The sequence below is a fragment of the Parasedimentitalea marina genome, from assembly GCF_004006175.1.
GTDB lineage: Bacteria > Pseudomonadota > Alphaproteobacteria > Rhodobacterales > Rhodobacteraceae > Parasedimentitalea > Parasedimentitalea marina.
In genome coordinates this window covers 1,424,354-1,444,541 of the sequence record NZ_CP033219.1, presented here as the reverse complement: position 1 = coordinate 1,444,541, position 20,188 = coordinate 1,424,354, and the positions used below count along the sequence as shown (strand labels likewise).

18 protein-coding genes are annotated in these 20,188 nt (G+C 53.5%); 5 read left to right on the top strand and 13 right to left on the bottom strand.

Annotation, left to right across the window (positions count from 1 at the left end; translation table 11 throughout):
* Window positions 1-55: 55 nt before the first annotated feature.
* From EBB79_RS06995 to EBB79_RS06980, 4 genes are all read right to left on the bottom strand, one after another.
* Window positions 56-325 carry a hypothetical protein gene (locus EBB79_RS06995; protein ID WP_238705016.1) on the bottom strand — a complete coding sequence of 90 codons (270 nt, stop codon included), beginning with the start codon at window positions 323-325 and terminating at the stop codon, window positions 56-58.
* Window positions 312-3,110 (bottom strand): [protein-PII] uridylyltransferase family protein, encoded by a 2,799-nt coding sequence (locus tag EBB79_RS06990; protein WP_127750917.1) that lies wholly within the window; start codon window positions 3,108-3,110, stop codon window positions 312-314. The genes EBB79_RS06995 and EBB79_RS06990 overlap by 14 nt, the downstream gene beginning before the upstream one ends.
* A 189-nt stretch (window positions 3,111-3,299) precedes the next feature.
* Window positions 3,300-3,812, bottom strand: coding sequence for a hypothetical protein (locus tag EBB79_RS06985; RefSeq protein WP_127748234.1), 513 nt, complete (start codon window positions 3,810-3,812; stop codon window positions 3,300-3,302).
* 151 nt (window positions 3,813-3,963) lie between these two features.
* Window positions 3,964-6,282, bottom strand: coding sequence for an MASE3 domain-containing protein (locus tag EBB79_RS06980; RefSeq protein WP_127748233.1), 2,319 nt, complete (start codon window positions 6,280-6,282; stop codon window positions 3,964-3,966).
* 329 nt (window positions 6,283-6,611) lie between these two features.
* Between EBB79_RS06980 and EBB79_RS06975 the strand changes: the two genes are divergently transcribed.
* Complete coding sequence (locus tag EBB79_RS06975) at window positions 6,612-7,019, top strand: GFA family protein (protein WP_164860752.1); 408 nt, start codon at window positions 6,612-6,614, stop codon at window positions 7,017-7,019.
* A gap of 334 nt (window positions 7,020-7,353) precedes the next feature.
* Here EBB79_RS06975 and EBB79_RS24720 read toward each other — a convergent pair whose 3' ends face one another.
* Together EBB79_RS24720 and EBB79_RS06965 are read right to left on the bottom strand one after the other, a co-directional pair.
* Window positions 7,354-7,863 (bottom strand): HU family DNA-binding protein, encoded by a 510-nt coding sequence (locus EBB79_RS24720; RefSeq protein WP_238705015.1) that lies wholly within the window; start codon window positions 7,861-7,863, stop codon window positions 7,354-7,356.
* A 204-nt stretch (window positions 7,864-8,067) separates the two neighbouring features.
* Window positions 8,068-8,523 carry an Lrp/AsnC family transcriptional regulator gene (locus EBB79_RS06965; RefSeq protein ID WP_127748231.1) on the bottom strand — a complete coding sequence of 152 codons (456 nt, stop codon included), beginning with the start codon at window positions 8,521-8,523 and terminating at the stop codon, window positions 8,068-8,070.
* 126 nt (window positions 8,524-8,649) lie between these two features.
* Between EBB79_RS06965 and EBB79_RS06960 the strand changes: the two genes are divergently transcribed.
* On the top strand, window positions 8,650-9,699 hold the full coding sequence (locus tag EBB79_RS06960) for a Glu/Leu/Phe/Val family dehydrogenase (RefSeq protein WP_127748230.1): 1,050 nt from the start codon (window positions 8,650-8,652) through the stop codon (window positions 9,697-9,699).
* 65 nt (window positions 9,700-9,764) lie between these two features.
* Here the strand turns inward: EBB79_RS06960 and lon are convergent, their stop codons facing one another.
* A complete protein-coding gene (gene lon / locus EBB79_RS06955) occupies window positions 9,765-12,179 on the bottom strand; it encodes an endopeptidase La (protein ID WP_127748229.1) in 2,415 nt (804 codons plus the stop codon).
* Between the two features lie 285 nt (window positions 12,180-12,464).
* Window positions 12,465-13,595, bottom strand: coding sequence for a tRNA guanosine(34) transglycosylase Tgt (gene tgt, locus EBB79_RS06950; RefSeq protein ID WP_127748228.1), 1,131 nt, complete (start codon window positions 13,593-13,595; stop codon window positions 12,465-12,467).
* Between the two features lie 178 nt (window positions 13,596-13,773).
* Here tgt and EBB79_RS06945 point away from each other — a divergent pair, with 178 nt between their 5' ends.
* Window positions 13,774-14,664, top strand: a complete 891-nt coding sequence (locus tag EBB79_RS06945) for an SPFH domain-containing protein (protein WP_127748227.1) — start codon at window positions 13,774-13,776, stop codon at window positions 14,662-14,664.
* Entirely contained in the window at window positions 14,664-14,942 is a 279-nt protein-coding gene (locus EBB79_RS06940; RefSeq protein WP_127748226.1) for an NfeD family protein, read from the top strand. Before EBB79_RS06945 ends, EBB79_RS06940 begins: the two co-directional genes overlap by 1 nt.
* 107 nt (window positions 14,943-15,049) lie before the next feature.
* Here the strand turns inward: EBB79_RS06940 and tpiA are convergent, their stop codons facing one another.
* From tpiA to EBB79_RS06925, 3 genes are all read right to left on the bottom strand, one after another.
* Complete coding sequence (gene tpiA / locus EBB79_RS06935) at window positions 15,050-15,799, bottom strand: triose-phosphate isomerase (RefSeq protein ID WP_127748225.1); 750 nt, start codon at window positions 15,797-15,799, stop codon at window positions 15,050-15,052.
* 148 nt (window positions 15,800-15,947) lie between these two features.
* Window positions 15,948-16,307 (bottom strand): HesB/IscA family protein, encoded by a 360-nt coding sequence (locus tag EBB79_RS06930; RefSeq protein ID WP_127748224.1) that lies wholly within the window; start codon window positions 16,305-16,307, stop codon window positions 15,948-15,950.
* A 177-nt stretch (window positions 16,308-16,484) separates the two neighbouring features.
* Window positions 16,485-16,847 (bottom strand): SUF system Fe-S cluster assembly protein, encoded by a 363-nt coding sequence (locus EBB79_RS06925; protein ID WP_127748223.1) that lies wholly within the window; start codon window positions 16,845-16,847, stop codon window positions 16,485-16,487.
* A 379-nt stretch (window positions 16,848-17,226) separates the two neighbouring features.
* On the opposite strand from EBB79_RS06925, the gene EBB79_RS06920 reads away from it, so the two are divergent.
* Window positions 17,227-18,006 carry a hypothetical protein gene (locus tag EBB79_RS06920; protein WP_127748222.1) on the top strand — a complete coding sequence of 260 codons (780 nt, stop codon included), beginning with the start codon at window positions 17,227-17,229 and terminating at the stop codon, window positions 18,004-18,006.
* Window positions 18,007-18,082: 76 nt separating this feature from the next.
* Here the strand turns inward: EBB79_RS06920 and EBB79_RS06915 are convergent, their stop codons facing one another.
* Both EBB79_RS06915 and EBB79_RS06910 read right to left on the bottom strand, forming a co-directional pair.
* A complete protein-coding gene (locus tag EBB79_RS06915; protein ID WP_127748221.1) occupies window positions 18,083-19,501 on the bottom strand; it encodes a TRAP transporter large permease in 1,419 nt (472 codons plus the stop codon).
* Window positions 19,501-20,181, bottom strand: a complete 681-nt coding sequence (locus tag EBB79_RS06910; RefSeq protein ID WP_127748220.1) for a TRAP transporter small permease — start codon at window positions 20,179-20,181, stop codon at window positions 19,501-19,503. The genes EBB79_RS06915 and EBB79_RS06910 overlap by 1 nt, the downstream gene beginning before the upstream one ends.
* Window positions 20,182-20,188: the final 7 nt, after the last annotated feature.

Below are 20,188 nucleotides of genomic sequence, written 5' to 3'. Positions count from 1 at the left end.
GCAACCGGGGGGGGGAATCCTTCCGCCATCTAAAGTGTGCCTGCCTTAGGCCATGTCAGTCCCGTTTACGCCCACGCCAACCGCCGCGGCGTGTGGGTTTTGCTGCCGCTTGCAATCCTTGGTGCAAGACTTCGGTCATCGGGTGGTCCGGATTCGTGGCGCCATACTTCGCCAGGATGACATGGATCGCTGATGCACTGTCTTGTCCAGCAGGGAGACTTAGGGCCCAGTCCAGAAAAATGCTGCGGCACTCGGACGGTGTTATACCATCGATGTGATAGGCATCATTCATCAGTGACTTTGGGTCCAGTTCAATCTTGGTCAAGAGTTGCGCCTTCTCGTTTCAGGGCCGACGCAATCAGCGTGTTGCAAGCCTCGTATCTTCGTTCCAACTCATCCTGCAAATGCTCCAGGCTGTCAAACCCAGTGCTCCGGCACAGAAACTGCGCGCCGCCCTCGCCCAGATTGGCAGTGTTTATCCCAGTACTGGACAGCAATCGTGCCGCTGTTTGCACGGACCAGAATAAATCATAGCTACCGTGCAAATATGTCGCGTCCGCGACCTGCAGCCAGCCACTTGCGACGGTTGCTTGCAAACCAGCCCCAACGTTCTGAATTGTATTTCCTTCTAGCAGGGCACCGACTTGTGAAGTCAGCTCAATATCCAACATACGCCCACCGCCAACCTTGGCATCCCAAACACCATCAGGCGTCTTGGCCGTCGCGAGGCGCCTGCGCATCTCGGCCATCTCGGTCAAGATTTTAACCCGGTCGCGCGGCGCGGACAAAACATCCTTGCGGAATTTTTCTATATCTTGGGCCAGTTCAGGGGCCCCGGCCACCACACGGGCGCGTGTCAGTGCCAAGTGTTCCCAGACCCAGGCCTCGTTCTTTTGATAATGAGTGAAACTGCCCCAGCTGGTCGCCACCGGCCCTTTTGATCCCGAAGGTCGCAACCGCATGTCGACCTCGTACAACCGCCCCTGCGCCATCGGTGCGGTCAGTGCCGTGATCAGCGCCTGCGTCATGCGGGCATAATATGGCCGCGTGGCCAGTGACCGCTTACCCTGTGACATGTCTTCACCCAGAGGATCATAAATCACTATGATATCCAGGTCAGACTGCGCGTTTATCTGCCCCGACCCCAGTGATCCCATCGCCAAAACCGCCGCCCCGCGACCCGGCGGCGGGCCATGTTTGCTGGCAAACTGCGCGACCACAACAGGACATAACGCGGCAATCACCGCCTCTGCCAGTTGGGCATAATGCGCGCCGCTGTCTTGAGCGCTGGTCAATCCCCGCAAAAAGTGCACACCAATGCGAAAGTGCCATTCCTTGCACCAGCGTCGAGCACCATCCAGCTGCGCCTCATAGTCGGTTTCCTGCGATAGTCTTAGCGATAAATCTGCCTGTAAGGCCGCAGTGCCGGGCCAATCATCAAAGAATGACCCACCAATTACAGCATCGAACACCGCCGAGTTTCGCGAAAGGTGGCTGGCCAACGTCGGGGATGTTCCAGCAATGTCGACAAGTAGATCAATCAGTTGCGGATTGGCTTCGAGCAGCGAGAACAGCTGCACCCCAGCAGGCAGTCCCGCCAAAAAACCATCCAGCGCCATCAGCGCCTCAGACGGCTTGGCGGTTTTACTCAACCGCGCTAGCAGTTCAGGCTTAAGTCGTTCGAAAATCCGAGCACCGCGCGCAGATCGTAACGCCGGATAAGTTGGCCAGCGCGCAATGACATCGCCGTTCAGCTCTTGCGAGAGCAAAGGGGTAGCGCCCGTTCCATTGTCCGGGGCAAAGAAGTCTTCGGTCAGCCCATGTACCTCTGTCAGGCGGGATTCGATCTGGCTGATCAGGGCAGCGGGATCAAGATCCATCAAGCATGCCACCCGTGCCAGACCTTCTTCGGTTTTGGGCATGCGATGGGTTTGGGCATCATGGATCATCTGAATACGATGCTCGACCTCGCGATGGGCGCGGTAATGTTCAGTCAGTTTTGCGGCAACTTCGGTCGCAACCCAGTCGCGATTGGCCAATGCGGCCAGCCCCTCGACGGTGCCCCGCAGGCGCAGGCTTTCGTCGCGGCCACCAGCGATCAACTGACGGGTCTGGGTGAAAAACTCGATTTCACGAATGCCCCCCCGGCCCAGTTTCATATCATGCCCCGGAACCACGATTGCCCCCCCCACCCCCTTGTTTTCGCGAATACGGAGCCGCATTTCATGGGCGTCTTGAATGGCAGCAAAATCCAAGTGACGACGCCAGACGAACGGTTTCAGCGTCTTCAAAAACCGCTCGCCCGCAGCAATGTCACCGGCACAGGCGCGCGCCTTAATATAAGCGGTCCGTTCCCAGGTGCGTCCCAGGCTTTCATAATAGCGCTCGGCGGCCTCCATCGCCAGACATACCGGGGTGACGGAAGGGTCCGGACGCAGACGCAGGTCGGTGCGAAACACATAACCATCTTCGGTGCGGTCGCTAAGCGTCGCACACATATTACGCGTAGCGCGTACCATGCTTTGACGGGCCAGTTGAAAATCATCCGGGTCAAACCGGGTTTCGTCAAACAGGCATATCAGGTCGATGTCCGAGCTGTAGTTCAGCTCATAAGCGCCCATCTTGCCCATAGCCAGAATGCTCAAACCCCCGGCAGTGGCAATGTCATCTTCATCCATGCCCGGCAATTTGTTACGCCGGATCAGCGCTTCGATTTCAGCCTTGATCGCAACATCTGCAGCCAAGGCACCAAAATCAGCCAGCACCCGGGTGACCTGCTCCAGGGCCCATCCGCCGCTTAGATCTGCCAACGCGGTAATCAACGCCACCCGCCGCTTAGCCTGGCGCAGTCCCGGCTTGATCTGATCCAGCGGCAAGGTCCGGCAAAATTCAAACACCTGCGCCACTGCGGCCTCAGGATCCGCAAGTGCCTCTTCCAGCCAGTCCGCCTCGCGCCCGATTAGCTCTTTCAGAAAGGGACTAGAGCCAGCCGCACCGCTAACCAGCGCCGCCATTTCGCCATCCAGGGCGGGTACCAACGTTCTGACCTCAGCTCCCAATTCAGTATCAAAGGGGCGCGGCAGACGGGTTATGTTCAAAGTGGTATTCATACCCATATAATTGTTCTGCTGAGAGGGCCGCGTCAATGCATCAAACCTCAGGTTGAAACCACATAAAGCAATATGTCACGCCGGAAATACGCAGTCTATGCTAGGTCCTTAGCGGTCTTAAAAAGGCAGTTTGTATACCGGCTTTCACTCTGGCCATCCGGCCTTCCCCGCGATGTGGTCACGTGGGTTCTATTTGTGCTTAGGGCGCTCGATGATCTGCAGGCACATCACCATCACGATGCCATAAAGAACGTGACCAACCAGGGCGACCCAGGTGATGCCGGTGAAGTTCAGAAACAAGGGCAGCCCTGCAATGGCAGTGATGCCGCCAATCGCAAACAACCAAAGGCCAAACCCATAAATCGCCGACGACAACAGCCAATGTGTCTGTCCAATGACACGCTGCCAAATAGGTGCGAAAATAAAGAGCCAACCAACAGGATAACCAATAAGCCCAACAAGGTAGAAATGCACAAAATACCCTGCGAAATCACCGTTCGGTAAGCCAAGGCGGCCCAGCAGGCTTTTGGCCAGCCCATGCGGTGACAGGTTAGCAAACCCCAAAGCCGGGCTAAGTGTCTGTCCCCATAGATCAAATGCAACCGTTGCAAAAAATCCGGAAATGAACATCAAGCCAAGAGTATGCGCGTTGAATGCAGGAAAGGCACCAGATGCCCCCTTAAGGGCAGAGGAATTGCTCATGTCGGTCTCATCCATTCGGAAAACTAAGGGGCGATATAGTATCAGTTAGCCAGCAACCCCAACCCGCGTCAATTCAACGGTTAAGCGTTTCACGAGATGGTGACGCACCAAAGATCCAAAACAGTAAAAAGAAACGATCGGAATTCAGGTGTTAAGAAGGAGGCGCGTAATGGTCAGTGGCCTCATTGCTGAGTACTTTATTTACCTTCTCCAGCAACTCGGCACGTAGAAACGGCTTTCTTATCAACATCATGCCCCGGTCCAAGTTCAGCTTATGAATGACAGCGTTCTCGGAGTATCCACTGGTGTACAGGACCTTGATATTGGGCTGTAAACGTCTGGCAGCTTCGGCAATTTCAGCACCGTTCATTCCACCGGGCAAAACGACGTCTGTGAACAATAAGTCAAAAGATTCACCTGTTTCCAGGTAACCAATTGCCTCGGCGCCATTCCCGGCCTCTATAACATCAAACCCCAGGTCACTCAGAAAGGCGACTGAAATCTTACGAACATCAGAGGCATCCTCGACAACGAGAATGCGTCCCGATCCCTGAGTGTGTTTAATGTCTTCGTGTGCTTGTTCCGTTTCGATGAACCCATCTTCGGATCGCGGTAAATAGAGTTTTACCGACGTGCCGTGGTCAACTTCACTGTAGATTGTAATGTGTCCGTTTGATTGTTTGACGAACCCGAAAACCATGCTGAGCCCAAGGCCACTGCCCTTGCCCACCTCTTTCGTCGTGAAGAACGGTTCGAACACCTTCGACTTTATATTGGGTTCAATTCCGGCACCGGTATCGCTCACCACGACCTCTACGTAATGTCCGGGCCTCATTTCTTCGTATTGCCCTGCATTTGCTTCATCCAAGGTAACATTGGCAGCTTCGATGGTAAGTATACCACCCTGAGGCATGGCGTCCCGAGCATTCAAAACCAAATTCACCAAGGCGTTTTCAAACTGGTGTGTATCTATCATCGCAGGCCACAGGCCAGCTGTATCTTCGATCTTTAGATCAACCGTCTCCCCCAGGGACCTTTGAAGAATGTCATTAAGTCCATCGATCAATTCCCCAACATCAGCCGATACCGGCGCAAGCTGCGCCTGGCGTGAAAATGCCAACAATCTGCCAGTCAGAGATGACCCTCGAAAAACTGCTGACTTGATATTATCGGTAAACTCTTTTGCCTCTGTGTTGTCACCTGCCAGATCCTCTAACATTTCAGCACTGCCCAGCATGATTGCCAGAAGGTTGTTAAAATCGTGAGCTACACCACCAGTCAATTGACCGACCGCTTCCATGCGTTGGGCATGACGAAGTTGATCTTCAAGATTCTTGCGGTCAGTGAGATCATGAACAAGAGATGCAATGCCACTTACCTCACCGTTTTCATCCACAATCGGAGTGTTGTGCCAATCACAGATGATCGTTTTACCATCTTTGGTAAGGTTCTCGTTTGTGGATCGGATGCCTCCTTTGTTATCAAGAAGCAATTGGAAAACCTTATTTATCTCATCGATTATTCCTGCAGGCAAAATGGTTCCGGATGCGTGGCGCCCGATCACTTCGCCGGCAGAATACCCAAATATTTTCTCCGCTGATTTATTCCACTCAGTGATACGAAAGTCGCGACCCCAGGAAATGCATCCTAATGGAGTGTTTCGGATATGAAAAGACAGGTTTTCTTCTGCCCTTTTGATATTCGCATAGGGCTTTCTTAAGTTAGTAATGACGATAGCTTGGAAAATAAACCAAAACGAATAAATCTTAAGAAGATGCCCCAGTATCACGAAATGCGACGCAAGTATCTTATCATACAAAGTAAAAGAAATTTCCGCAAACATTGTAAACATTATGGCAGCAACAACCAGAGTCAGTTCTTCAGTATCAATTTCATTCCTCTGACTATAGATACCAAAGACTGCAATCGTCAGCATTAACACAATAATGTATTCGCTATAGATCTTAAAATCCGTAAGACCCTGCCCGTCGATAATGGTGATTGGAAATCCACCCAGGGATATAAGTGTGGTAAAAACCACTGAGGTCAAACCAATCGCAATAAATATTGCGTATGGATTGTTGCCCCTCATCAAGACAAATGGAGCCACAAGGAATAACAATGCCTCTAGATACCGACTGACAATCCAAAACTGTAGGGATAAATTTGCATTACCTTCAGTAAATATGTCCACTCCTGGAAAGACAAAGGTGTGCAAAATGTCAAGCGAGCCGACCCAAAAGTAGCCACATGCAAAAAAAATTAGGAATGTATTCCTTGAAAATCCATAAGTGGACCACCCCAGAGAGAAAACGACATACGAAATGCATATTGTCGTCAGTTCTGCCAATGTGTGAAATGCAAGGAAATTATACTGCGAAACCACTGCCAACACTATGCATGCGATAGTTGGCGGTATCCACAGCCTTTTAGCGGCAAGGTATTTTATCCAATCCCCATTAGTGACCATAACCGACCCAAATTTTCACTCCGGACAAAAAAACATTCGCATCACCAGCATGTCGTTTACTTGGGTTGGAGCCGTACATAGGGTAAGTCATATTCCACCAAATCCGCCTAGATCGGCTTAATGCTAAGACACGAAGTGACTTTGTCAACAGAGGCGTCCAGAAGTAAATTTTTGCCCCCAAATGCCACCTTTGCAGCTTTAGCGGCGCCAAGACGTGCATGGCGACTCCAGCCAAGTCCAACCGCTCAAGCCCTTTCTCTGCCCTTGATGATCATTGTAATTTCCCTAATCTCATGATGGCAAGGAAGCCCATACTCGAAGGAAAGCCCATGACAAAACTAACCGGCAAATGCCTCTGTGGTGACATCTCATTTGAAGCCGATGGTGAGGTGCCGGTCATGGCAAACTGCCACTGCACCGCATGCCGTCAATCCACGGGCAGCGCCTATGCCACACTGATGTTTATGAAACAGGACGATGTGAAAATCATCGGCACGCCAAAAACTTACCAACACGATTCAGATGCAGGCACCACGATGACCAAGCATTTTTGCGGCACATGTGGAACGCCACTGTTCACACAGAATTCTGCTCGCGCGGGCATGCTTGGCTTGCGCGCCGGTCTCATCAACGAACATGAAGAATTCGCCCCGAAGGTGAATGTTTATACGTCGAGCAAAATGAAGGCGACTGTCCTCCAAGACAGCCTACCAGCCTTTGAGAAGATGCCGGGTTAAGTCTTTCTGCCTCCAAAGGTTATTCGCGCTTTGGAGGCAGATTAGAAAGCCCTTTGCCACCTCTAGCTTCAGGACACATGGCCAAGACCACACAGTAGCCGCGAGCGAGATGGCGGTCTGGAACGGTTCACACAGCTGTCACAGCGGGCTGCGATCCGACGACACAACGGTTATTGAGAGCCTTCAGCTGGCCATAATCCGGAGGTGCAAGCCGCCCCTTGCGCCGAACCGAAGCATTCATGCCCCGGTTTCGGGTAGCTGTAGGATGCCACACTACACTTCTTTGTTGGTCTTCAGCAGTCAGGGTTACGCGCTGTTCTGGACCTAACCGCCCCTATGGGAAACCGGCTCCATCTTCTACAATGGGTCCAACAGTTGTGTTATCTGCTGCGGTTGAATTTTCAGTTGTGGCAGTGCTTTGCCGCAATTTGCACACAACGATCCGGCCATTACTCCGCTCTATGCTGCGATTTATGCGCAGTTTCCCCAGTGGCTGCATATTCAGTTCGCGGCCGCGGCCAACCGCCTCGCCAAGTACAGCAAGCATCGCTTCAACGACGGGTTTAGCGTCTTTCTTCTTGATACCGGACCGTTCAACAACCAGGTCTATAAGCTCTTTTTTTCGCATCGGCAGATCTGCTGCGTCAACGGGAGGCTCCGAAACGACTGGGTCTACCACCCGGGCGGCTTCGGTCGGCACAACTTTGGCCACTTTGGGAGAAGCTTTAGGACCAGGTGTGGATCCGGCCCGGGAAGGCGTTTTCGGAGTGGTGGTTTTGGCAGTCGTGGTTCCTGAAGTGACGGATTTGCCTGCACTGCTGCGCTTTGTCGTGCTCGTTGCCATGGTTTGCCCCGTGGTTTGCGTGTGTTTTTTTAAACTACACCTGATCATACCTCGGTTTCCGGTTCCGCGCCAACAACAGGCCAATATCAAGCCCGTTAACACCCATTAACGCAGTATTGTTGCCAAAATACGTACAATTCGCCGCTAAGTCAGCGCTCAATTGTCGATGTAGCCAACTCTAACAGCCGTCAATTGGGCGCCAATCTATCCCGAAGGCAAGGTGTTGCGCTGGATCATTGTACGTAGGGTAAAGCTGGATTGTGTAGAACGTATGCCCGGCACACGCAGAAGATGGTGCTCCAGAAACTCATCAAAGCTGGTCAGATCACGCGACACCACCCGCAGTAAAATATCGCGACTTCCAGTCATCAGATAGCATTCCATCACTTCATCAAAAGCCTGCACAGATCTCTCAAAGGCAGCAATGGCATCGCTGGCCTGCCTCTCCAGTTCAACCGTTACGAAAATCGTTATCGGTAGTCCCAGTTTCGTCTGATTCACCCGCGCCGAATACCCAGTGATCACCCCCGCGTCCTCGAGGATAGAGACCCGGCGCGCGCAGGGCGTTGGCGACAACCCGACCTTTTCAGACAGATCAGCCATCTTTTGCCTGGCGTTAAGCTGCAGCTCAGCAACGATCTTTCTATCTATCGGATCCATTGGAAATTTCCTATTTTTCAATTTCGAATTAGCGATAATCACTAAATTTTGCAAACCACTCGGCTGGATTTGGCGAAAACCTGCGCGCGGCCTAGTTTATCAAGTGGCAATGGAGGAGCAAATAGAATGATCATCACACCGATGCCAGCCAGCAGTCACGAAGAGATCTATTGTGTCGAAGACACTGCCACCGGGCTGCTTGGATATATTGCTGTACACTCGACCCAGCTTGGCCCGGCTGCCGGCGGGCTGCGGATGCGCCCCTATGCCAGCGCGCAAGAGGCGTTGACCGATGTGAAACGGCTTAGCCAAGGAATGACCTACAAAAACGCCGCAGCCGGCCTGCCCTTAGGCGGCGGCAAGGCGGTGATCATTGGTCATCCAGGGACGGACAAAACACCTGAATTGCTGCACGCCTTTGGTCGAGCCATCGACACCCTGCAGGGGCGCTATTTCACCGCCGAAGACATGGGCATGGCCCCCGCTGATATGGGGCATCTGGCCGAGGTGACACCTTTTGTTGCTGGGTTATCCAATGGAGAGTTCGCCAGTGGTGATCCCTCGCCGATCACCGCACGCGGCATCTATAACGCCATTCGCACGGCGCAAGGGCACCATTGCGGCAGTGCCGATTTGGACGGTGTAACAGTGGCGGTCCAGGGTCTGGGCAACGTCGGATGGTATTTGTGCACGCAGCTTAGTTCAGCAGGGGCAAACCTGATTGTTACCGACACAGATGCAGTACGTATATCCAAAGCCAAGACCGCATTTGGTGCCGCGGCCGTTGAACCGGATCAAATCTATGCGGCCAAGGCGGATATTTTTGCACCCTGTGCAATTGGTGGCATTCTAAACCCAGAGACTATACCACAGCTCAACGTCGGTATCGTGGCAGGTGGCGCCAACAATCAGCTGGCGTCTCCTCAAGATGGGCTTGCATTGCACGCCAGAGGCATTCTGTATGCGCCCGATTTTGTTGCCAACGGCGGCGGCATTATCAATGTCGCCACTGAAATTCTACGCATTTCCGACCAGGCCGCATTTGTCGAAGAAAAGCTGGAGGCCCTGGACCTGACCATGCAAGCGATCCTATCTCAGGCCCGGGCGGAAAACACCTGCCCCGACGCTGTTGCAGTTGCCACAGTACAGGCCAAAATGGCGCGCCGCGCAGCATAGACCCCAAAAGCAAAATAGGCGGCCTGTTTGGGCCGCCTATTTGTCTTATCTTCGCAAGGTCCAGGTCAGTGAGCGACTGCCCCTGCCCCACCTTCGGGATGTTTCAGCGCGGCCCGGGCCGCTGCCGCTTCTTCTTCTGCTTCTTCGTCCCATTCGATCGCTTCAGGCGCTCTGACCAGTGCATGCTTCAGCACTTCCGAGACATGTGAAACCGGGATGATTTCCAGCCCCTCTTTCACATTGTCAGGGATTTCCGGCAGATCCTTTTCATTCTCTTGCGGGATCAGCACTGTTTTCACACCGCCGCGCAGCGCGGCCAGCAGTTTTTCTTTCAGACCACCAATCGCCAGCGCATTGCCGCGCAGCGTCACCTCACCCGTCATCGCAATATCCTTGCGAACCGGGATCTGTGTCAGCACCGACACGATAGAGGTCACCATGGCCAGACCGGCACTAGGGCCATCTTTTGGCGTTGCCGCCTCAGGCACGTGTACGTGGATGTCCCAGCGGTCAAAACGAGGTGGCTTGACGCCAAGCTGCGGTGAAATCGAACGTACATAAGACGAGGCCGCCTCAATCGACTCTTTCATCACATCGCCCAGCTTACCGGTGGTTTTCATACGCCCCCGGCCCGGCAAACGCAGCGCCTCGATAGACAACAGCTCACCGCCAACCGATGTATAGGCCAACCCTGTCACTACACCGACCTGGTCTTCCTTCTCGGCCAGACCATAGCGGAATTTCTCAACCCCAAGGAAGTCGCTCAGATTGTCCGCCGACACCGTAACGCTTTCGGTCTCTTTCTTAATGATCTTGGTCAGCGACTTCCGCGCCACCTTCGCGATCTCACGTTCCAGATTCCGCACCCCGGCTTCGCGGGTGTATGTGCGGATAATTTCGGTCAGAGCGCTTTCTTTCAGTTCAAATTCCTTGGCTTTCAAGCCGTGGTTCTTGATCTGCTTGGAGACCAGGTGCTGTTTAGCGATCTCGCGTTTTTCGTCCTCGGTGTAGCCGGACAGCGGAATGATCTCCATCCGGTCCAACAGCGGACCGGGCATGTTATAGCTGTTCGATGTGGTCAGGAACATCACGTTCGAGAGGTCATACTCGACCTCCATATAGTGATCGACAAAGGTCGAGTTCTGTTCAGGATCCAACACTTCCAGCATCGCGCTTGCCGGGTCACCCCGGAAATCCTGACCCATCTTGTCGATTTCATCCAGCAAGATCAGTGGATTGGTAGTTTTGGCCTTTTTCAACGCCTGAATGATCTTACCCGGCATCGACCCGATATAGGTCCGACGGTGGCCGCGGATTTCGCTTTCGTCGCGCACTCCACCAAGCGAAATACGAATGAATTCCCGCCCAGTTGCACGGGCAACCGATTTACCCAGGCTGGTTTTACCCACACCCGGAGGTCCAACGAGACACAGGATCGGCCCCTTTAGCTTGGTCGAGCGCTGTTGCACCGCAAGATATTCAACAATGCGTTCCTTGACCTTCACCAGTCCATAGTGATCGTCATCCAGGATCTCTTGCGCTTTGGCCAGGTCCTTTTTCACACGCGACTTGACGCCCCACGGAATGGACAGCATCCAGTCAAGATAGTTGCGCACAACGGTCGCCTCGGCGGACATTGGTGACATGTTCTTCAGCTTCTTCAGCTCGCCTTCGACCTTTTCACGAGCTTCCTTGCTCAGCTTGGTTTCGGCGATCTTGGCCTCCAGCTCGGCCATTTCGCCTTCGCCTTCTTCGCCGTCACCCAGTTCCTTCTGAATGGCCTTCATTTGCTCATTCAGGTAGTATTCGCGCTGGGTCTTCTCCATCTGAGTTTTGACCCGCGTCTTGATTTTTTTCTCGACCTGCAGCACAGACATTTCGCCCTGCATCAGGCCATAGACCTTCTCCAGACGCTCTGACACCGACAGAGTTTCCAGCAGATCCTGCTTTTGCTCGACCTCAATTCCCAGATGCCCGGCGACCAGATCACCCAGTTTGGCTGGTTCAGCAGATTCGCCCACCGCCGACAACGCTTCCTCGGGAATGTTTTTGCGCACTTTCGCATAGCGTTCAAATTCATCGCCGACAGTGCGCAACAGCGCTTCTGTGGTGGTCACATCGCCCGGAATTTCAGTCAGATATTCAGCGCGAGCTTCAAAGAAATTATCATTTTCCAGATATTCGGTGATGCTGACACGGGCATGGCCTTCGACCAGCACTTTGACCGTTCCATCTGGCAGTTTCAGCAATTGCAACACATTGGCCAAAACGCCAACGGAATAAATACCATCCGTCTCGGGGTCATCATCGGCCGGGTCTATCTGACTGCTCAGCAAAATTTGCTTGTCATCGGCCATAACCTCTTCCAAGGCACGCACCGATTTTTCCCGACCCACGAACAGCGGTACAATCATGTGGGGAAAGACCACAATGTCGCGCAATGGCAATACAGGATAGGAAGAATTAAGAGGCTCTTGCATACTCGGTCCTTACTTTTGGCAAGACGATCCGGTCCCGAAATTCGGCAACCTTGGTTCGTCTCCTCGTTGGATCTGTTAATCTGGTACTGCGGTCATTCGATTACAACCGGCTGGCCATCAAGTTGGCGGTCACTTTGCCTGTAGTGACGTCCGACCACAAGTCTCCAATTGCGGTCAGGGTGACCAATTTCCTAATATTGCAACAGGCCTAACGCTGGGTTTCTTTTTGCCAGAATACCCTGCCACAGGCGCCCATATTCGCTCAATTCTTCTGCGCCTTACGGATTAAAGAGGATCGATATCCCCCTGCGCACGACCTGAATGGAAATCACTTTGCCAAGCGGCAAAAGTTCCAGCGGCTATCGCTTCACGCATTCCGGCCATAATGTCCTGGAAATACTGAAGGTTGTGCCAGGTCAACAACATCCCACTGATCATTTCATTGCTGCGGAACACATGGCTTAGATAGGCCCGCGAATAGTTGCGGCAAGCCGGACAAGCACAGTTTTCATCCAGCGGACGCGGGTCATCAATGTGGCGGGCATTTTTGATGTTGACCACACCCTGACGGGTGTAAACCTGTCCTGTACGACCCGAGCGGGACGGCAGTACACAATCCATCATATCAATGCCGCGCGCCACTGCCCCAACGATGTCGTCGGGCTTGCCGACCCCCATCAGATATCGCGGCTTATCTGTCGGCAGCATGTCCGGGGCATAGTCCAGCACGTTGAACATTGCCTCTTGCCCTTCACCAACAGCCAGGCCGCCGACGGCATAGCCGTCAAACTCAATCTCACGCAGCTTCTCAGCACTTTCAGCGCGCAAATCATGCGTCACACCACCTTGCTGAATGCCAAACAGTGCATGGCCGGGCCGATCGCCAAAGGCATCACGCGATCGCGCAGCCCATCGCATTGACATCCGCATGCTCTCGGCCACTTCGGCATCACTTGCAGGTAAGGCCGGACATTCGTCAAAACACATGACGATATCACTGCCCAACAGTTTCTGGATCTCCATCGACCGTTCCGGTGTCAACTCATGCTTGGACCCATCCACATGACTTTTAAAGGTCACTCCATGCTCAGTCATCTTGCGCAAACCGGCCAGCGACATCACCTGAAATCCACCCGAGTCGGTCAGGATGGGGCGCTCCCAGTTCATGAACTTGTGTAGGCCCCCAAGACGATCAATCCGCTCTGCCGTTGGACGCAGCATCAGATGATAGGTATTGCCAAGCAGGATATCTGCTCCAGTAGATCGCACACTTTCCGGCATCATCGCCTTAACCGTTGCGGCGGTCCCCACTGGCATAAACGCGGGCGTGCGGATCTCACCGCGCGGCGTCGAAATCACCCCGGTTCGGGCTTTGCCATCAGTGGCCTGTAGATCAAATGTGACTTTTGACGGCATTGGTATATCCTCATCTCTATCTCGGAGCGGCGCAACCCGGCGCGTTTGCCCTATCCTGATGGAATTGACAAGTCTTGTGCCCGCTTGTCACAGCTCCCTTCAGGGCCCATACAAAGGTTGAAATCACGGGGATTGCCCCCAACATGTATACCATAGTACACAAACATTGAGGCAAAAAATGAGTGAACAAGAGATTATAGGACTAATAACCCAGAACGTCACTTACCTGCTAGGTGCAATTTTCCTGATCGTGGTGATCTTGAAAGGCGTCCGCATTGTACCGCAATCGGAAAAATTCGTCGTCGAACGCTTTGGTCGCCTGCACGTGGTGCTGGGACCTGGCATCAATTTTGTCATTCCCTTTCTTGATGCCGTTGCGCACAAGATTTCGATTTTGGAGCGGCAGTTGCCCTCTGCCAGCCAAGATGCGATCACCAAGGACAACGTCTTGGTGCAGGTCGAAACCTCGGTATTTTACCGCATTATCGAACCAGAAAAAACCGTCTACCGCATCCGGGACGTTGACGCTGCCATTGCCACAACCGTCGCTGGCATCGTGCGCGCCGAGATCGGCAAAATGGACTTGGACGAGGTGCAATCTAACCGAGATCAACTGATCAAAACGATCAAAGTGGCCGTTGAGGATTCAGTGGATGACTGGGGCATCGAAGTGACCCGCACCGAGATTCTGGATGTGAACCTAGATCAGGCCACCCGCGACGCCATGATGCAACAGTTAAACGCCGAACGCGCCCGTCGCGCCCAGGTGACCGAGGCCGAGGGCACCCGCCGTGCAGTCGAACTGGCCGCCGACGCCGAACTCTACGCCGCCGAGCAAACCGCCAAGGCCCGCCGCATCCAGGCCGACGCCGAGGCCTACGCGACTGAAGTGGTAGCCAAGGCCATCAAGGAAAACGGCATCGAGGCTGCTCAATACCAAGTGGCGCTGAAACAGGTCGAAGCCCTGTCAGATCTTGGCAACGGCGCCGGCAAGCAGACCATCATCCTGCCGGCTGATGCGGTTCAGGCCTTTGGCAATGCCTTCAAAATGCTGTCTGGAGGGAAATAATGACCGACCCAATTTGGTCAATTTGGTGGCTCTGGGCAGCAGCAGCATTGCTGCTGGCCATTGTCGAAGTGCTCGCCCCCGGCTTTGTTTTTCTAGGCTTTGCAATCGGCGCTGCGGCAGTGTCACTGATCCTGCTCAACACTGGTTTGTCGCTTAGCTTTCCGATGTTAATGCTGATCTTCGCTGCCTTGTCACTGGTTGCCTGGCTCATCATGCGGCGCGTCTTTGCCCGTCCGCAGGGTCAGGTGAAAACCTTTGACCACGATATCAACGACTGACAGCCCCACTGTCAGCACGCAGGCTTCCGGCTTCATCTTTTTCCAAATACTCCCGCCGGAGGCCTGCGCCATTAGGCGCAATCTTCATATCCCGGATGAATCGCCGCTCAGCTATTTTCAAGCGCGGCAATAATTGGCGCAAAATCCGTTGCCTTCAGACTGGCACCACCAACCAGCGCACCGTCCACGTCCTCCACCGCAAAAATCTCAGTGGCATTGCTAGGCTTTACCGATCCACCATATAACAATCGAACTGCTGCGCCGACCTCATTCCCAAACCGGGCAACCAGTTGCGCCCGCAAAAAACCATGCACCTCGCCAATCTGCTCAAGTGTTGGCACCTTACCTGTGCCGATGGCCCAGATCGGCTCATACGCAATCACCAGGCTATCGCCGGTCGACTGCTCCGGAACCGAACCTGCAAGCTGAGAGCCAATCACTTCCAATGTCTCACCTGCATCCCGTTGCTGCAGACTTTCCCCAAGACAGACAATCGCAGTTAGGCCAGTTGCCATCGCCGTTTCAGCCTTGGCACAGACCGCCGCATCACTTTCGTTGTGGTCCGTGCGGCGTTCGGAGTGGCCCACAATGACTGAACTTGCGCCCGCATCCTTCAACATCTCAGCGCTGGTGTCACCGGTGTGGGCGCCTGCCCCATCAGCATGACAGTCCTGACCACCAACGGCGACCGCACTGCCATCGATAACTTCAGCTGCACGGTGCAGCAAAGCAGCAGGCGGGCAGATCAACACATCAACACCCGCAGTGCCATAGGTATCAGCCAGGGCTTTTAGTTCCGGCAACGTCGCAGAGGTGCCGTTCATTTTCCAGTTTCCTGCCGCCAATTTCTGCCGCATCTGCCGTCTCCTGCTATAGTTTTGCAGTTTGGTAGCATTGCCAGCGCGGCGAGACAATTACCGCTAATACTTTTGGCCTATAGCTTGTTGCTGAACACCAAAAAGGCGGGAGACCCCCGCCTTATCTCTTACCTCGAGGTCAGCGTAGTTACTCGCTTGCCATATCTTTGAAACTGATCGATTCCCCACAGCCGCAGGCATCCGAGACATTAGGATTGTTAAATTTGAATCCCGCTTCCAGCAGCGAAACTTCATAATCGATTTCAGTGCCGAACAGAAACATCTGCGCCATCGGCGCGATCATCACTTTGGCACCATCCTGTGTCACCACTTCGTCGTTGGGATCAGGTTGTTGAACGTATTCCATGGTGTATTCCATGCCCGCACAACCGCCCTTTTTGACACCGATCCGCAAACCAGCATGCCCTGCCGAAAGCATCAGCTTGGAAATCTGAGTTGCCGCCTTCGGTGTAATTGTGACTGCTTGCTTACCGGGAATGCCAAACATCGATGTCTCCTTCTACCGCCAATCTAGGGTCGCAGCCGGGGTGGCTCAACCCCGGTTCAAGATTATGCAGATAAAACATTTATCCAAGGTGCACTTTTATGTGACTGCTGCTGGGTAATCTTAGCCTGTGAAACTGGCAATGCCGTACACCGCTGAAAGACCAGGAGGATCAGATAATTACATAAAGCCCAGTTCAAGCCGGGCCTCATCTGACATCATTTCCATACCCCAGGGTGGTTCAAATGTCAGCTCGACATCCACAGATTTTACGCCGCCGATTGGCTCGATTGCATCTACAATCCAGCCGGGCATTTCGCCCGCAACAGGACAGCCCGGAGCGGTCAGCGTCATGATAACCTTAATGTCGCTCTCATCACTGATGTCGATTGTGTAAATCAAACCCAATTCGTAAATATTGACCGGAATTTCCGGGTCATACACCGAACGGCACGCTTCGACCACCGACTCGTACAAGGGATGGCTGACAGTGGACGGCGCAATCAATGGAGCACCTTCAAGGGGTTGGGACGCATTGGTCATCAGGACAGGGCCTCGAGTGTTAACTTGACTGATTATATAGGGATATTAAAATGGGGCGTCCAGAGGTCGCGACGGCAAAGATCCGTTTTGCCTGCCGATAATGTAAAGCGCCGCAGTTTTCTGGTGGCCCAGCAACTGGTTCTGTTGCGGCGAATAAACCCTTCGAGAGACAGCTTTTAGTCTGCCGAAACGATCTCTATCGCCGCTCTTGCTTAAAATAATTTTCAGTTTTCTCGCCCGAAGCAGCCGAATGACCTATATATATACCAGAGAGACGCATTCGCCTTAGTTGCGAAAGTTTTAATCTTACCGCCGTAATCTGGGGTCAGCTGAAGTCGTAAAGTGTCGCAATCAAAATCACGATGTTCGTCGTTCCAATGTGGAGGCTAAGATCATTCAGACACATGAGAAAAAACTAACCCGCACCGTTTTGACCTTGGTGACCTGTGTTTGCCTATTTGCCCAACCGTCGGCCGCACAGGATGACTGGGACTTTATTTTTGCGCCCTACCTTCTGGCCCCATCTATTTCCGGAACTACCACCCTAGGCAGAGTTGGCGGTGACATTTCCGTTGATCCCGGGGATATTCTGGAGAATTTTGAATCCGGTGGGATGCTGCGTTTTGAGGGCCAGCACGGCTCGGGTTATGGATTTTCAATAGATTATTCGGTTATGAACCTGGGCAATGGCGCCTCCAGTCCAGTTGGGCAAATCCAGGCCAATTACGATCAATCCGTACTTGAGGCCGTTGCAACATATCAACTTGACGGGAATGGCGATCAAGTCAGCATCTACGCCGGCCTGCGTCATTGGGACATTGACGCACAAGTGACCATTCAGACTGGCCCTGCAACCGGCCAAGTCAATAACGGAGCATCCTGGATTGACCCAATCGCCGGATTGCGGTGGCAACGTCGAATCGCCCCTCAGTGGCGGCTAATGATGCAAGGCGATGTTGGCGGGTTCGGCGTTGGATCTGATTTCACCTGGAACGCAATGGGCGGGCTTGCCTATGACCGCTGGGAAAACACGTCGGTGTTCATGATGTATCGCGCGCTGGGGGTCGACTACGAAGACGGCATCCGGGGCACTCCGTCCTTCTTTGAATACGACACAGTAACTCAAGGTCTACTGGCCGGTGTTGGGTTTAGGTTCTAACCCAGTGTACAGCTTTGTGGATATACAAAAGGGCGCCCATAAACCGGACGCCCTTGTGAAATTTACAGTCATCCCCCTATTTGATGATGACTTCTGGTCCCATCAACGCATTTGGGATCATTGTGCTGAGCCAGGGTATGTAAGTCACCATAATCAGGAAGACGAAAAGCACCGCCAAGAACGGTAAAGCCGCTCGCACCACCGCCATCATTGGCATTCCCGCCACGCCCGAGGTTACAAACAAGTTCAGACCGACAGGTGGCGTGATCATGCCAATCTCCATGTTCACCACCATGATGATGCCCAGATGGATCGGGTCAATGCCCAGCTCAATCGCAATCGGGAACACCAGCGGTGCCACGATGACAAGCAAGCCCGACGGCTCCATGAACTGGCCACCGATTAGCAGAATCACATTGACCACGATCAAGAAAACCACCGGTCCAAAACCCGCTGACAACATTGCGTTGGCAATACTCTGCGGAATCTGCTCGTCCGTCAGCACATGCTTTAGGATCAGGGCGTTGGCGATTACAAACATCAGCGTAACCGTCAGCTTACCAGCGTCGAACAATGCCCGCTTGGTGTCCTCGTGAACCCAGACGGATAGCAATGCCAAAGGCGCCTGGAGCACATTGCGTCGCGGGCGCTCTCCATTTGCGGCCAAAGGCCCCATGTCGCGGTAGACAAAGGTTGCCACAAGGAAAGCATAAACTGACGCAACCGCCGCCGCTTCCGTAGGCGTAAAGATCGCCTTTTCCTTGTAAAGTCCCAGCTCAGATGAATACCAAGGGTACCCGTAGATGCCGACCATGATGATGACGATCAGGAACAAGCCCCAAAAGGCTTCCCGAAACGAAGATCCAACTTCTCTCCATCCGGCCCATTCGCCTTTAGGCATATTTTTGAACCGTGCGATGACATAGATCGTCACCATCAGCATCAGTCCAGCCAAGAGACCCGGAATAATGCCCGCCAGGAACATCCGTCCAACCGACACATCGACCGAGGCGGCATAGACCACCATGACAATTGACGGAGGAATCAAAATCCCCAATGTGCCCGCGTTACAAATTACACCGGCGGCAAATTCTTTGGTGTAGCCAGCCTGGGTCATCGCCGCGATCACGATTGAACCGATGGCAACCACTGTTGCAGGTGAAGATCCCGACAGGGCAGCAAACATCATACAGGCAAACACGCCCGCAATTGCCAGACCGCCCTGAAAATGGCCGACACATGCAATTGAAAACCGGATGATCCGCTGTGCCACACCACCCGTCGACATGAATGTCGACGCAAGAATGAAGAAAGGGATCGCCAACAGTGTGAAATGCCCCTCAAAGGCCTCAAACAATGTTCCGGCAACCGAGGCCAGCGAGCTGTCGGAATACACCAACAGGAACAGCGTTGAGCTAAGGCCAAGGGAGATCGCAATCGGCACCCCGATCAGCATCATGCCAATGACCATGGCGAATAGTAGGACAACTTCCATCAGTCGCGCTCCTCGTTGTGCTGAGCGCGCATCGCTTCCAGCTCATCTTCAACTTCATGGCTGGCCACCATCCGGTCCAATTCGCCACGCCAGATCTGTCTTGCCGCTTGCACAAACCGCAACAGCAACAGCAGCATCGATATTGGCAAAACCAGATAAGGAACTACCTTTGGCAATTTCTCATAAGCGTCGCCATAATTGATCAGGCCTTCCAGCCACCGCAGCCCCGCCACCATTGGCACATCCTGCACTTCGTAGAAGGATTGCGAGCGGGCCTTTAGGTCAAACCCGGTCGGGAACCAGCGCCCCGAGGTCGGCGGAAGGTCAGCAAACACCGCCCAATAATCATATGCGCCCTTCAACAGCAGCAGCGAGAACGCCAGACAGCAGCCAACGGAAGCCAGTGCCATCATGCGACGTGGCGCGGGGGGCAGCATGTTGAGAATTGCATCCACGCCCAAGTGAGCATGGGTTTTCACCGCATAAGACGCCCCCAGCAGGACCAGCCAGGCAAACAGGAATACGGTTAATTCCAGCGCCCACAAAATGTTAGAGTTGAAGGCAAAACGTGCGATCACATTGGCAAAGGTGATCAGTGTCATCAGGCCCAAAAGCCCGGCAATCACGTTTTCCTCGATTGAATTGATAATTCCGGACGGACCGGACCCTGCCCCCGACATATCGCTA

What these genes read in the sequence shown, in the direction of transcription:
- tgt (WP_127748228.1), bottom strand. Translation starts at nt 13,595, where the DNA reads ATGCCGTCAAAAGTCACATTTGATCTACAGGCCACTGATGGCAAAGCC.
- EBB79_RS06980 (WP_127748233.1), bottom strand. Translation starts at nt 6,282, where the DNA reads ATGGTCACTAATGGGGATTGGATAAAATACCTTGCCGCTAAAAGGCTG.
- lon (WP_127748229.1), bottom strand. Translation starts at nt 12,179, where the DNA reads ATGCAAGAGCCTCTTAATTCTTCCTATCCTGTATTGCCATTGCGCGAC.
- EBB79_RS06930 (WP_127748224.1), bottom strand. Translation starts at nt 16,307, where the DNA reads ATGTTTGGCATTCCCGGTAAGCAAGCAGTCACAATTACACCGAAGGCG.
- EBB79_RS06975 (WP_164860752.1), top strand. Translation starts at nt 6,612, where the DNA reads ATGACAAAACTAACCGGCAAATGCCTCTGTGGTGACATCTCATTTGAA.
- EBB79_RS06965 (WP_127748231.1), bottom strand. Translation starts at nt 8,523, where the DNA reads ATGGATCCGATAGATAGAAAGATCGTTGCTGAGCTGCAGCTTAACGCC.
- EBB79_RS06990 (WP_127750917.1), bottom strand. Translation starts at nt 3,110, where the DNA reads ATGAATACCACTTTGAACATAACCCGTCTGCCGCGCCCCTTTGATACT.
- EBB79_RS06945 (WP_127748227.1), top strand. Translation starts at nt 13,774, where the DNA reads ATGAGTGAACAAGAGATTATAGGACTAATAACCCAGAACGTCACTTAC.
- EBB79_RS06910 (WP_127748220.1), bottom strand. Translation starts at nt 20,181, where the DNA reads ATGTCGGGGGCAGGGTCCGGTCCGTCCGGAATTATCAATTCAATCGAG.
- EBB79_RS06960 (WP_127748230.1), top strand. Translation starts at nt 8,650, where the DNA reads ATGATCATCACACCGATGCCAGCCAGCAGTCACGAAGAGATCTATTGT.
- EBB79_RS06940 (WP_127748226.1), top strand. Translation starts at nt 14,664, where the DNA reads ATGACCGACCCAATTTGGTCAATTTGGTGGCTCTGGGCAGCAGCAGCA.
- tpiA (WP_127748225.1), bottom strand. Translation starts at nt 15,799, where the DNA reads ATGCGGCAGAAATTGGCGGCAGGAAACTGGAAAATGAACGGCACCTCT.
- EBB79_RS06915 (WP_127748221.1), bottom strand. Translation starts at nt 19,501, where the DNA reads ATGGAAGTTGTCCTACTATTCGCCATGGTCATTGGCATGATGCTGATC.
- EBB79_RS24720 (WP_238705015.1), bottom strand. Translation starts at nt 7,863, where the DNA reads ATGGCAACGAGCACGACAAAGCGCAGCAGTGCAGGCAAATCCGTCACT.
- EBB79_RS06925 (WP_127748223.1), bottom strand. Translation starts at nt 16,847, where the DNA reads ATGACCAATGCGTCCCAACCCCTTGAAGGTGCTCCATTGATTGCGCCG.
- EBB79_RS06985 (WP_127748234.1), bottom strand. Translation starts at nt 3,812, where the DNA reads ATGAGCAATTCCTCTGCCCTTAAGGGGGCATCTGGTGCCTTTCCTGCA.